The sequence below is a fragment of the Pseudarthrobacter sp. CC12 genome, assembly GCF_039907755.1.
Taxonomy (GTDB): Bacteria; Actinomycetota; Actinomycetes; order Actinomycetales; family Micrococcaceae; genus Arthrobacter; species Arthrobacter niigatensis.
On sequence record NZ_JARDJH010000009.1, the window covers coordinates 24,117 to 36,419 of the forward strand.

12 protein-coding genes and 1 tRNA gene are annotated in these 12,303 nt (G+C 67.2%); 9 read left to right on the plus strand and 4 right to left on the minus strand.

All coding sequences use genetic code 11. The annotated features are described in order from the left end of the window. The gene (locus tag PV772_RS09035; RefSeq protein WP_141180780.1) at positions 1-1,191 is read right to left on the minus strand and encodes a PLP-dependent transferase; all 1,191 of its coding nucleotides are present in this window, start codon (positions 1,189-1,191) and stop codon (positions 1-3) included. A gap of 132 nt (positions 1,192-1,323) precedes the next feature. On the opposite strand from PV772_RS09035, the gene tmk reads away from it, so the two are divergent. From tmk to PV772_RS09065, 6 genes are all read left to right on the plus strand, one after another. Then, positions 1,324-2,034: a dTMP kinase gene (tmk, locus tag PV772_RS09040; RefSeq protein WP_246839771.1), complete on the plus strand. Its 711-nt coding sequence runs from the start codon at positions 1,324-1,326 to the stop codon at positions 2,032-2,034. Then, positions 2,031-3,194 (plus strand): DNA polymerase III subunit delta', encoded by a 1,164-nt coding sequence (locus PV772_RS09045; RefSeq protein WP_141158098.1) that lies wholly within the window; start codon positions 2,031-2,033, stop codon positions 3,192-3,194. Before tmk ends, PV772_RS09045 begins: the two co-directional genes overlap by 4 nt. After that, entirely contained in the window at positions 3,191-4,759 is a 1,569-nt protein-coding gene (locus PV772_RS09050) for an alpha/beta hydrolase (RefSeq protein WP_347885919.1), read from the plus strand. The genes PV772_RS09045 and PV772_RS09050 overlap by 4 nt, the downstream gene beginning before the upstream one ends. A 106-nt stretch (positions 4,760-4,865) precedes the next feature. Continuing rightward, positions 4,866-4,938: transfer RNA gene (locus PV772_RS09055), tRNA-Thr, on the plus strand. 292 nt (positions 4,939-5,230) lie between these two features. Beyond that, entirely contained in the window at positions 5,231-6,166 is a 936-nt protein-coding gene (locus PV772_RS09060; protein WP_347885920.1) for a polysaccharide deacetylase family protein, read from the plus strand. Positions 6,167-6,307: 141 nt separating this feature from the next. Beyond that, a complete protein-coding gene (locus tag PV772_RS09065; RefSeq protein WP_347885921.1) occupies positions 6,308-6,949 on the plus strand; it encodes a hypothetical protein in 642 nt (213 codons plus the stop codon). 52 nt (positions 6,950-7,001) lie between these two features. Here the strand turns inward: PV772_RS09065 and PV772_RS09070 are convergent, their stop codons facing one another. Then, a complete protein-coding gene (locus PV772_RS09070; protein ID WP_141180776.1) occupies positions 7,002-8,243 on the minus strand; it encodes an NAD(P)/FAD-dependent oxidoreductase in 1,242 nt (413 codons plus the stop codon). A 116-nt stretch (positions 8,244-8,359) separates the two neighbouring features. Between PV772_RS09070 and PV772_RS09075 the strand changes: the two genes are divergently transcribed. From PV772_RS09075 to PV772_RS09085, 3 genes are all read left to right on the plus strand, one after another. After that, positions 8,360-9,394 (plus strand): hypothetical protein, encoded by a 1,035-nt coding sequence (locus PV772_RS09075; RefSeq protein WP_347885922.1) that lies wholly within the window; start codon positions 8,360-8,362, stop codon positions 9,392-9,394. A 125-nt stretch (positions 9,395-9,519) separates the two neighbouring features. Beyond that, a complete protein-coding gene (locus PV772_RS09080; protein ID WP_347885958.1) occupies positions 9,520-10,470 on the plus strand; it encodes an NmrA family NAD(P)-binding protein in 951 nt (316 codons plus the stop codon). 94 nt (positions 10,471-10,564) lie between these two features. Beyond that, positions 10,565-10,750 carry a hypothetical protein gene (locus PV772_RS09085; protein WP_141158104.1) on the plus strand — a complete coding sequence of 62 codons (186 nt, stop codon included), beginning with the start codon at positions 10,565-10,567 and terminating at the stop codon, positions 10,748-10,750. Positions 10,751-10,893: 143 nt separating this feature from the next. On the opposite strand, the gene PV772_RS09090 is transcribed toward PV772_RS09085, so the two are convergent. Next, entirely contained in the window at positions 10,894-11,739 is an 846-nt protein-coding gene (locus PV772_RS09090) for an aldo/keto reductase (protein ID WP_347885923.1), read from the minus strand. A gap of 116 nt (positions 11,740-11,855) precedes the next feature. After that, positions 11,856-12,299 carry a hypothetical protein gene (locus PV772_RS09095; protein WP_347885924.1) on the minus strand — a complete coding sequence of 148 codons (444 nt, stop codon included), beginning with the start codon at positions 12,297-12,299 and terminating at the stop codon, positions 11,856-11,858. Between the last annotated feature and the right edge of the window lie 4 nt (positions 12,300-12,303).

Below are 12,303 nucleotides of genomic sequence, written 5' to 3' on the forward strand. Positions count from 1 at the left end.
CTAGCCGCCCAGCGTGTCCAGCGCCTGCTTCAGGTCGGCCCAGAGGTCCTCGACGCCCTCCACCCCGACGCTCAGCCGCACCAGGTTCTCCGGGACGCTGGCGGGTTCAGCCGAGTGCCGGCGCCGGCGTTCAATGAGGGACTCGACGCCGCCCAGGGACGTGGCGGGCAGCCAGAGGCCAAGGGCCCGCACGAGTTTGTCCGCGGCGTCGGCGCCGCTGAGGCCCGCCGCGGGGGCCACCTGGATGCAGATAATGGACCCAAACCCCTTCATTTGCGCCTTCGCGCGGATGTGCCCCGGATCGGTGTCGAGCCCGGGGAACCGGATGGACTCGACGGCGGGGTGCCCTGCGAGGCGGCCCGCGAGGACCATGGCTGATTCCTGCGACCGCTGCACGCGCAGCGCGAGCGTCCGCAGGCCGCGGAGTGCGAGCCACGCCTCGAAGGGTCCGGCGATGCCGCCGTGGATGATGCGGTGGTGCAGCAGTTCAGCGCGGATGTCCGGGTTGGACGTGACCAGCGCGCCAAGGACGACGTCGGAGTGTCCGGCGAGGTATTTGGTCACCGAATGGAGGACGACGTCGGATCCGAGCAGCAGTGGCTGTTGCACCAGGGGCGTAGAGAAGGTGTTATCGGTGACCACGATCGCCCCGGCGGCGTGGGCGGCTTCAGCGACGGCGGCCATGTCCGCGATGCCGAGCATGGGGTTGGTGGGGCTCTCCAGCCACAGCATGGAAGCGGCTTTGGCAGCCGGACCTTGGGGCGCAAGGGCGTCCTGGACCGCGCCGGTATCGGCAATGTCCACGGTCCGGAGTTCAATGAAGCCCTTTTGGGCGAGTTCGGAGGCCATCACCAGCGAGCCCGAGTAGCTGTGGTTGGGCATGACCAGCACCCCGCCGGCCGGAATCAGGGACAGCGCAGAGCTGACCGCGGCAAGTCCGGATGCGTAAAGCAGTCCGGGAAGCGCCGCTCCCTCAAGCTGGCCGAGTGCCTCCTCGAAGGGGTCCCAAGTGGGGTTGGAGTACCGGCCGTAGCCCCGGTCGCCATCACCGAGCGGACCGGTCCCAAAGTAGGTGGACGAAAGGGTGATAGGAGGGTTGACCGGCTGGTCCCTTTCCCTCGGCGGACGTCCGGCCGCCACCACCACGGTCTCGGGTGTAAGGGACGCGGCCTGGTGCTCGGAAAGACTCATGGTCAAAGGGTACTGTTCCAGCCAATCGGGCCGGAAAGCAGTGTCGTTTTGTGGACGCCGGTCCGTCCACTGCTCCTGCACAGGAGGTCTCCGGAAGCCGGGATTGTCGCCACGCCTCGGTAGGCTTGAGTAGTGAACAAACAGAGGGCCGGCGTATTCATCGCATTCGAAGGTGGCGATGGTGCCGGCAAGTCCACCCAGGCGGCCCGGCTGGCGGAGGCACTGGAAGCCCGCGGTTATACCGTGCTCCGTACCCGCGAACCCGGGGGCACCCCGGTCGGCGAAAAGCTCCGGTCACTGGTGCTGGACCACGGAAACGGCGAGATCGACGCCCATACAGAGGCCCTGATCTTTGCGGCTTCCCGTGCCGCGCACGCCACCCAGGTGATCCGCCCTGCCCTTGCGCGCGGCGAGATGGTGCTGACCGACCGCTACATCGACTCTTCCGTGGCCTACCAGGGGGCAGGCCGAAACCTGGGCCAGGACGCCGTGCGTACCCTTAACGAGTGGGCCACCTCTGGCCTCCAGCCGCACCTGACTGTCCTGCTGGACGTCGACCCGGACCTGGGGCGCCGCCGGCGGACCGCGGGCCAGGCAACCGAGGACCGGCTGGAATCCGAAGCCGACGAGTTCCACACCCGCATCCGGGACGCATTCCTCGATCTGGCAGCCGTCCGGCCCGGGTCCTACCTGGTCCTCCCGGCCCGCCTCCCCGTTGACGAGTTGGCCGGGCGGATCCTCGCCCGGGTGGACACCCTGCTGGATGCAGTGCAGGGGCCGGCGGCGGAGGAGGCGGTGCCGGTGCCGGCGCCGGGAACACCCTCCGGCGGTGGTGGCTCGTGACCGTTTGGGATGACCTCCAGGGCCAGCCCGCCGTCGTCGAACAACTGCGCCAGGCCGCGGGCGGCGAAGGCCTGACCCACGCCTGGCTGTTCACCGGGCCGCCGGGGTCCGGCCGTTCCAACGCCGCCAAGGCGTTCGCTGCCGCGTTGAACTGCGACCAGGAAGACGTGGGCCTTCGAGGGTGCGGACAGTGCCAGGCATGCCACACGATTTTGGGCGAAACCCATTCCGATGTGACTTTTGTGCGCACTGAAAAAGTCACCATCACCATAGACGAGGCCCGTGAGCTCGTAGCGACGGCGGGCAACCGGCCGTCGTCGGGCCGCTGGCGGATCATCGTCGTGGAGGATGCCGACCGGATGGCCGAACGGACCACCAATGTGCTGCTCAAGGCCATCGAGGAGCCGACGCCGCGCACCGTGTGGATGCTGTGTGCGCCGTCGCCTGCCGACGTCCTGGTCACCATCCGCTCCCGCTGCCGCAGCGTGGCCCTCCGCTTGCCGCCGGCCTCGGACGTGGCAGCGCTGCTGGTCCGGCGGGACGGCGTAGACCCGGCCCTCGCGGAACAGGCAGCCCGCACGGCGCAAAGCCACGTGGGGATTGCCCGCCGGCTGGCCAGGGATCCTGCCGCAAGGGAACGCCGCCTGGAAACCGTCCGTTTTCCACTGGGACTGCGCGGCGTAACGGCCGCCGTCATGATGGCGGACAAACTGGTCAAGATCGCCACGGCAGAGGCAAACAGCTCCAATGAGGAGCGCGACGCCGCGGAGAAGGCCAGCCTCCTTGCTACGCTTGGAGCACCGGAGTCCGGCACCCTGCCGCCAGCAATGCGCAGCCAGGTGAAGCAGCTCGAAGACGACCAGAAACGCCGCGCCAAGAGGTCCATCACCGACTCCCTGGACCGTACGCTCACCGACCTGCTGTCCTTTTACCGGGATGTGCTGGTCATCCAGCTGGGGAACGCCGTGGAACTGGTCAACGTTGAGCTGAGGGGTGAGCTGGAGGAGTTCGCAGCCCACACCACCCCGGAAGCCACGCTGGCCCGCATGGACGCCATCAACAAAGCCCGCGAACGCATCACCACTACCAATGTGGCCCCGCTGCTGACCATAGAGTCCATGGCGGCCAGCCTGATCCAGCCTTCCAAGGAGACCCGATGACTGCCCGCTCCCTGCCCGCACGCCACAGGTCCCTGGCGGTCGCCGTCCGCGCTGCGGGTGCCATGGTCCTGGCCATGGTCCTGGCCTCGTGCAGCCTCCTCAACGGCGGCGACCGGAACCCGCAGGAGGCGGCCACCGCCAAGGCTGATCCGTCCATCGTGGCGTCCGCTCCGGCCGGGCTGGAGAAGTTCTACTCGCAGGAAGTCGTTTGGCAACCGTGCGAAGGGGAGTTCCAGTGCGCCAAAGTGGCCGTGCCCGTGGATTACGCCAATCCTGGCGGCGAGACCATCCAGTTGGCCGCTTTGCGGGCGCCGAGCACGGGCAAGAAGACCGGCAGCCTGCTGGTCAACCCGGGCGGCCCGGGCGCGTCCGGCTACGACTTCGTCAAGGACGCCGCCGGAACGCATTTTTCGGCCGCAGTCCGAAACGCCTACGACCTTGTCGGCTTCGATCCGCGCGGCGTGAAGCGCTCGGCCCCGGTCACCTGCATGTCGGACGCCGAACGCGACGCCTACCGGGCCAAGACCTACGCCCTTGAGACCGATTCCGGGCTCCAGGCGGCCCTTGCGGACAACAAGGCAATCGCCTCGCAATGTGCGGCGCAAACGGGCCCCGTCATGGCCCATATCGACACCGTCAGCGCCGCGAAGGACATGGACGTCCTGCGGGCCGTCGTAAACGACACCAAGCTGAACTACCTGGGGTACTCCTACGGCACGTTCCTGGGATCCACCTACGCCTCCCTGTTCCCGGACAACGTGGGCCGCATGGTCCTTGATGGAGCCCTTGACCCCTCCATCAGCAACGAAGAGCTCACCAGCGGCCAGGCCAAGGCTTTCGAAAAGGCGCTGCACACCTACGTTGCGAGCTGCCAGAAGCAAGGGAAGTGCCCGCTCAGCGGCGACGCCGACTCCGGCGTGAAGCAGATCCGGGACCTCATCAACTCCATCCAGGAGACGCCACGAACGGCGAAGGACGGGCGGCTGGTCAATGCAACCACATTCGTCAGCGGCCTGATCACCCCGCTGTACAACGACCAAAGCTGGCCCGCACTCACCCAAGCCCTTGAGGCGGCCATGTCCGGCGATGTAAGCCTCATGCTCAGGCTTGCCGACCTCGGCGCCGACCGTGCCTCCGACGGTTCGTACACGTCCAATTCCACCTTCGCCTTCAACGCAATCAACTGCCTCGACTACCCCGTGGTTTCGGATGCCGCGGGCATGCGGGCGGAGGAGAAGCGGCTCGAACAGGACTCCCCCACCATGGGCTACTTCTTTGCCTACGGCGGCACTACCTGCGCCGACTGGCCCTACAAGAACGTCCGTACGCCTGCGCCGGTGGAATACAGCGGCGACTCCCCCATCGTGGTCATCGGAACCACCGGCGATCCCGCCACCCCCGTCGGCTGGGCCGCGTCATTGCGCAAGCAGTTGGGGAACGCCTCACTGCTGACCTGGCGCGGTGAAGGGCACACCGCCTACGGCCGGGCCAACAGCTGCCTTGAGGACTCGGTGGACAATTACCTGGTGGGCGGCAAGCTGCCGGCCGACAACACGGTCTGCTGACTGCTCCCGCAGCTTCCGTCCGCCCCATTTTGACCGGGGCGAGGGGACTCTATTACAGTTGACTCTTGCATGAAGCGCCCGGTTCCGCCGGGGATTTTCATGCGGTGCTTCCTTAGCTCAGTCGGTAGAGCGTTTCACTCGTAATGAAAAGGTCATCAGTTCGATTCTGATAGGAAGCTCGGGATAAACCCCGGACAGCCCCTTCTTTTAGGGGTTTCCGGGGTTTTTCGCTGGTTAAGCGCCATTTCGGCCAGCCGCCGCTCCGACGCCGTGCGGAGTTCAGGAAACAGCAAGCCAGGCAAGGTATCCTCCCGGTATGACCCCCCGCTCCCAGGCTGCTGTTGCGCGCGCCACGGCCTTCGACGCTGCCATCCCCGCAGGCTGCAGTCACACCGCACCTGCCACGTCCGCATGTCCGGGCCGGCGGGACCGGACCAGGCCCGCAGGACAGCCAGGGAACAGGAACTAGAGGTGGAACCACATGTCCCGCGGCACCTGAGCCAGGACGGAAAAGGTCCCGGCCGCAGGGCCGTTTTACTGGCGGCGGTACTGACAATGTCCGCCGCGGTGCCCAGCCTGCAGCCCGACCAGAAGCAGAAGGCAACCTCCTCCGACCTGCCCGCGCCCGACGACGGCGCAGGGGACGTCAGCCCGACGGCCCTGCACTCCGGTCCGGACGGTGACGAACCGGCGCCCACCCCGATGGCCGCTCCCGTGTTGTCACGCGCCCAGGTTGTCGATACCTACGGTAACCACCAGGCCCGGTACTGGGGCCTGGAGGCTCCCGGCGTCCTGACCCGGATGCCTCCCGGGCAGGGCATCGCACTGACCTTGGACTTCTGCGGCGGCCCCGGCGGCAGCGGCTGCGACCAGGCCCTTCTTGACACCCTGCGCCAGCGCCACGTCCCAGCCACGCTCTTCCTGAACTCGCGGTGGATCGCGGCCAACCCCGCCACCACCCGGCAGCTGGCAGCAGACCCGCTCTTCGAGATCGCCAACCACGGAACGTCCCACAAGCCGCTGTCCACCACCGGCAACACGGCCTACGGCATCCCGGGCACCAGGAACGCGGGGGAGGTTTACGACGAGGTCATGCCAAACGATGAGGCCCTGGCAAACATCACCGGCAAGCGTCCCAAGTACTTCCGCCCTGGCACCGCCTACCTGGACGACGTCGCCACAGACATCCTGGGTGCGTTGGGCGTGAAGCCGGTGGGCTTCAGCATCAATGGCGACGGCGGCGCGACCTTTCCCTCCGCAGTCGTTGCCAGGGAGGTGGGAAGGGCGCGGGCGGGGGACGTGGTCATCTGCCACGGCAACCACCCCAATGGGGGAACGGCAGAAGGCGTCAAGCAGGCCTTGGACAGGCTGCTCTCGGCAGGGATGTCCTTCGCGCACCTGCCTTAGGCCGTCCGCTGCGGCCAAGCCGGGAGCAAGCCCCTCCGGCCCCGCTGGCGGCCCGCGTGCCGATCGGATACGTTGACAGAAAGGCCCCTGCCCAGCCGCACCGGACGCTGCAGACCGGTGCTGGACGTTAGGAAGACTCCCATGCCGGACCACCACGAACTGCCCGCCATCGGATGGGTCCCTGCGTGGGCGGACCTGCAGGAACGCAGTGCACGCCCCGTTGATTCAGGATTCGTCCTCGGGGCAGGCGCCGGGCAGGACCCGGAAAGCCAGGAGTACGTTGCCGGCTGGCCCGGACCGGGCACCGAGGAGCTTGCAAGCAACGCCGCAGCCAAGGCCGGAGTGCGCCTCACCCTGCTCTGCGCCGACGCCGCTGCCGCAAGGGACCATGCACCAAGGGGCCTGGCACCCGTGGCCGAACGGGTGCTGCTCATGGCACCGACGGCCGAGCTTAACGGACCGGTGGTGCTGCCGGAGAACTCCCAGGTGGCCCTGGCACCGATGGAGACTTTTGACGCCGTCGAAATAACCGTATTTGACCACCCTGTCGCCAAGGGACGCATCCAAATCCGGGACGATTTCGCGGCGGTGGCGGTCACCGAACTGCCGCAGGGGCCGGAGCAGGAGACCTTCGAACAGGGCCTGTTCGCCGCCATGGCGGAGGAGGCGTTCCTGCACGGCGCCGAGTACCTGCACATGGTGGTGGAACCGGAGGCAGCCGTCCGCTACGAATCATCCGGCTGGACGGCCGCGGGCCGGCTCGTCAGTTTCGGGAAGAACTGAGACGGCGGATGGGCGCCATCGCCATGGGTCGGCCGCGCCTGCGTAACGGGGTCTAGTCCGGCCTGCCGACCACCACCTGGGACGGGCTGTGGGTCACGTAGCCATTAGCCCAGGAAAACAGCGCCCTGACTTTCTGCTGGAAGCCGGGCAACAGAGCCAGGTGCACCGCCAGCCACGACACGAAGGCCAACGGCCCCTGCAAGTGCAGCCGTTGGCGGCCCAGCTCAGCCACCGCCGCTCCGCGGCCCACCATGGCCATGTACCCCTTGTCCCAATATCGGAAAGGCTCGCGCACGCCGCCGGTGAGGTCCGCGTAGATATTGCGCGCCGCCCACTTGCCCGATTGCTGGGCTACGGACCCCAACTGCGGCAGCTTGTTCCCGCCGGCGTCCGTGATGTTGGCGGCGTCACCCAGGACATAGACGCCCTCGACGCCCGGCGCGGTCAGATCAGGCTGGACGTCAATCCGGCCGCCCCTCCCCTGCCCCAGGCCGGATTCGGTGATGATTTTTCCGGCCTGCAGGCCACCGGCCCAGACCACGATCCGGGCAGGAATGACCGTCCCGCCCTTGAGGGTCACACCGTCCGGCCGGACTTCGGCCACGGGCTGGCCCATATGCAGCTGCACGCCGAGCTTCGTCAGGCGGTCCCGCGCGTAGGTCTGCGACTTCTCCGAAAACGCGGCGAGGACGTTTGGAACCATATCCACCAGGTGGATGTGGCACCGATCGGCCAGTTCCGGCGAGAAGTACTTTGGCACCAGGTACTTGACGTTCTCAGCGAGCGCGCCGGCCGTCTCGACGCCAGTGGGGCCACCGCCCACCACAATGACGTCAGCGCCTGCTCCCGGCTCACGGTCGGCCTGGTCCAGGACGGCGGTGATGGCCGCGCTGAGCCTGGTGGCGTCCGCCACGGAGTACAGCGGGTAGGCATGCTCATCTGCGCCGGGGGTGTTGAAGAAGTTCGGCACTGCTCCAGTGGCGATGACCAGGGCCTGGGCCCGGTATGTGGACCCGTCGGCCGTGGTGACGGTCCGGTTCGGTGCGTCGATGGCAGTCACCGTCGCCGTCAGGACCCGGACGCTGTTGATTCCGCGGAACTCCGCCCTCAGCGGCCGCGTCACCGTGGACACGCCAATTTGCGATGCAGCCACCTGGTAGAGGAGCGGCTGGAACTGTTGGTAGCTGTTGGCGTCAAGCAGCAGCACGCGGACGCCCTTGCGGCCCAACTCCTCAGCCGCAGCCTTCCCGGCAAATCCGCCGCCAACCACGATGACCTGATATGAATCGTCCATTCGTGCAACTTACCCCTCCCGGCGGGCGAGCAACAGGGTGCTTTCCCGCAACCTCCGCTGCGCCGCGCCATTTGCCCCGCATCTGTCGAGGCAGCCAGGACACCTAAGATGGCGGCATGGATGACGAAGCCCTGGCGGACATCGCCAACCGCCTTTATGCGGGAACGCTGGAGGACTTCATTGCAGCCCGCGCCGCCGCGGCCAAGGAAGCATCGGGCCGGGACAAGGGCCTGGCGGCAGCGGTCCGGGGCCTGCCGAAACCTTCCGTCGCTGCGTGGGCGCTCAATATGCTTGCCCGCCACCGGCCGGAGGTGCCTGCCCGGCTGGATGAGCTGGGGGCGCGGATGCGGGCAGCCCAGGACTCGCTGGACGCCGCTGCCCTCCGCGAGCTGGGCCGTGAGCGGCGCACCATGCTCGCAGACGCCGTCGACACCGTCCGGTCCGTGGCCCGGGCGCAGGGCCGGTCCATCAGCGACGCGATGGCTTCCGACGTCGAGGAAACCCTCCGGGCCATGACGGCAGACGCGGGGGCGGCCAACGCCGTTGCCAGTGGGCGGCTGCTGAAAGTCCTCTCCGCAAATGGCGTTAACGACGTGGACCTGGACGGTGCGGTAGCCCTCCCCGGCCTGCTCCCGGCCGCACCGCCCAGCCGTCCCGCCGATACTCCCCGGTCCGCGCCGCGGCTGGAAGGTGCGAAGACAACAGGGGTGAAGCCGCCAGCCAGGAAGTCGCCAGCGGCGAACGCGGCGGCATCGAGGACGCCAACGACGACGCCGCAGGGCACCGGGCCAAAGCAGGCCAGGCCCCGGCTTGAGGCAGTCCGGCAGACGCCCCGGCCTGCCTCGCCGCCAGCGCTTGAACGGGCCAGGGCCGCCCTCGCGGAGGCCCAGGAGGCCCAGGAAGCAGCCTTGCAACTGGCCGGCGGGCTGCAGGAGCAGGAAGGGCAGGCGCGGGCGGAAATCGCGGAACTGCAGCAGGAAACAGCTGAACTCAGGAGCCGGCTTCAAGCCACCGAAGAACGCCTGGACCGCTCCCGCAAGCGGCTGGCCACCACCGCTGCCGAGGCGAAACAGGCGGCGCGGGCGGCAGACAAGGCCCGCCGGGCCACCGTGCTGGCACAGGAACGCGTGCTCCGTCTGGGCAATCGCTGACTGCTTCACAGCCAGCCCCAGCTGCGCCGCCAAGTACTATTTCTGCATGGGGGCCAAACCCGAGCCCGTGGCCCTCGCATCGATTCTCCCGCCGGCGCCGCACCGACACCTACCGAGAAGAGCAAATCATCACTTCCATCACCGTCCTCGTCGCCGGAGCCACCGGTGACCTCGGCCAACGCATCGTACGCGAACTCCTCCGCCGCGACGCCGCGGTCCGGGTCCTGACACGCCCCGGGAGCGGAACGGCCCATGGCATCTACGGCGGGGAGGATCGTGTGGAGATCCACGAGGCTGCCTACACAGATCGGGCCGGCCTCGCCTCCGCATTGTCCGGCGTGGATACCGTCATTTCCGCCGTCAGCGGTGCGCGTCCTGTCATCGTCGACGCGCAGCGGGCGCTCCTCGCGGCCGCCGTCGACGCAGGTGTGGCACGATTCATCCCGTCGGACTACTCCGCGGATTACCGCCGGGTCACCCCCGGCAGCAACCGCAACTTCGAGCTCCGCCGCGAGTTCGCCGCCGAACTCGACGCAGCACCCATACGCGTAACTTCCGTGCTGAACGGGGCCTTCGCCGACATGCTCACCGGGCAAGCGCCGATGATCCTGTTTAACCGCCACCGGGTCCTGTTCTGGTCCTCACCGGACCAGGTTCTCGACTTCACCACCAAGGACGACGTCGCACGCGTCGTCGCACTTGCCGCCCTGGATGAGGACGCACCCCGCGTGGTCGAGATAGCCGGCGACCGCGTCACGGCGCGCAGTATTGCCCGGACGATGACCGAACTCACAGAGACGCCTTTCTCCCTGCAATGGGCCGGGACCACCGGTATGTTGGCTGCCGTGAGCAGGGTTGGGCGGCTACTGTCGAAGGACAAAGACCAGGCCTTTCCCGCATGGCAGGGTATGCAGTACTTCGTCAGCATGTTCAGCGGGGAGGCGGAGCTCCAGCATGTCAACAACGACCGCTATGGCCCGCACGAGTGGACCTCGGTCCGCGATGTCCTCGAAGCGCACCTGAAAGAGACAACCGGAGACGGGAGCCAACCGGCGATGGCTCATCCCGGGCACTGATAGCCGGCAATTTCCCGGTCCGTACGCCTCGCGTCCTCAACAACACGCTGAGTCGGTTCCTAAGAATGTCAGACCCCGGTTGCAGACTGGATTTATGGAAAACCAAGCAGTACAGGAATTTCACGTTACGTACTTCGACGCCGACTGCGGCCGGGCCCGCTCCGAGGTCTTCGACACCCTGGAAGACGCCGAGCGCTTCGCCTGCCGGCACTGCCACGGAGAGGACAGCTGGGCCGTGGTGGACGCCGTGACCGTGGAACGCGTCCAGATCGCCGCCTGACCGGTCCGCGCTTGGCTCGACCCGGGCATTGGCCCGGTTAACGGCGTCAGCCCGTGCTGCCGGTGGTTGCCGGCAGCACGGGCTGACGCTGGTTTCGTGGCCGGCCACCGGCAACTGGTGCCGGGGAACCGCTGCCTTGGGGACTACGCGAAGTCGGAAACCGCCGGGTCGGCTCCGATGCGGCCTTCGCCGCGCGCGGTCCGGTCAAGGTTGTTGATGGCTTCAATGTCCTCGGCGTCCAGGGAGACCTCCAGTGCTGCGAAGTTCTCCTTGATGCGCGACTCGGTCACGGACTTGGGAATCACCACGTTGCCGATCGCGAGGTGCCAGGCGATGACCACCTGGGCAGGGGTTGCCTGGTGCTTGGCAGCGATGGACGCGATGGCCTGGTCCTTGAGCAGCTCACCGCCCTGCCCCAGCGGGGACCATGCCTGGGTCAGGATGCCCTTGGAAGCACCAAACTCACGCAGTTCGAGCTGGCTGAAGTAGGGGTGCAGCTCAATCTGGTGGATGGCCGGAACCACGCCCGTTTCGTCGATAATGCGCTGCAGGCCCTCAACCGTGAAGTTTGAGACGCCGATGGACTTGACCCGTCCGCGCTTCTGCAGCTCAATCAGGGCTTTCCAGGTGTCAACGTACTTGTCCTGCTTGGGCTGCATCCAGTGGATGAGGTAGAGGTCCAGCGTTTCCAGGCCAAGCCGGTCCATGGATTCCTCGAACGCGGCGAGCGTCGACTCGTAGCCCTGGTCTGCGTTCCACAGCTTGGTGGTGATGAAGATCTGCTCGGGCGAGAGTCCGGAGCTGGCGATGGCACGGCCCACGCCGGCCTCGTTCCCGTAGATCTTGGCGGTGTCGATGTGGCGGAAGCCGGCTTCGAACGCCTGCCGGACAACCTTTTCAGCCACGTCGTCGTCAACCTGCCACACACCGTAGCCGAGCTGGGGGATCGTGTTGCCGTCGTTGAAAGTCAAGGTAGGTGAAAGAGTCATGGTTTTATCCTGCCAAAACCGGGGAGCCCAACGCGGCGGAATCCGGGTCTGTCAGCCACGCGCTTAACTGGAAAGTAGGCTTCCAAATCGGGAATATTCCTGCGCACCCGCCCGGCCTATTCCGAGAGAAGCTGCCTCTCGGCGTCGTCCACCTGCTGGAAGACGGCCTCGGCGCGGCGGTGAACGGACGCGGCGCCAACCGGAACCGGCCCCACGGCGAGCCGCAGCATTGCTGCAGCCTCCGCCGTGGTTGCCAGTGAATTTCCTGCCTTGGACAGGGACCTGTGGACATTCGACAGTGCTGCGGGAATGTCCAGGCCATCGCTTGGGGCGCGCCGCTGCGCTTCCATGCAGACTGCCCGGACGCGCGGCAGCAAAGCAGCCAGCTGGTTGGCGATCTCCAGCAGCTCGCCGTACAGCTGGTCATCCTCCACGCCCTCGAGCACCTGGTGGAAGCGGTCCAGTCCCCGGTGGAAACGGTCGTGCGCGCGGCGCCACAAACCCTTTCCCAGCTCCACGTCGTCCTTGCGCCCCTGCCTGGCGGCGCTGAAAAAGCCCAAGCGG

Excerpts from the sequence above, each read along its gene's own strand:
- PV772_RS09035 (WP_141180780.1), bottom strand. The coding sequence starts at position 1,191 with ATGAGTCTTTCCGAGCACCAGGCCGCGTCCCTTACACCCGAGACCGTG.
- PV772_RS09050 (WP_347885919.1), top strand. The coding sequence starts at position 3,191 with ATGACTGCCCGCTCCCTGCCCGCACGCCACAGGTCCCTGGCGGTCGCC.
- PV772_RS09065 (WP_347885921.1), top strand. The coding sequence starts at position 6,308 with ATGCCGGACCACCACGAACTGCCCGCCATCGGATGGGTCCCTGCGTGG.
- PV772_RS09070 (WP_141180776.1), bottom strand. The coding sequence starts at position 8,243 with ATGGACGATTCATATCAGGTCATCGTGGTTGGCGGCGGATTTGCCGGG.
- PV772_RS09075 (WP_347885922.1), top strand. The coding sequence starts at position 8,360 with ATGGATGACGAAGCCCTGGCGGACATCGCCAACCGCCTTTATGCGGGA.
- PV772_RS09085 (WP_141158104.1), top strand. The coding sequence starts at position 10,565 with ATGGAAAACCAAGCAGTACAGGAATTTCACGTTACGTACTTCGACGCC.
- PV772_RS09090 (WP_347885923.1), bottom strand. The coding sequence starts at position 11,739 with ATGACTCTTTCACCTACCTTGACTTTCAACGACGGCAACACGATCCCC.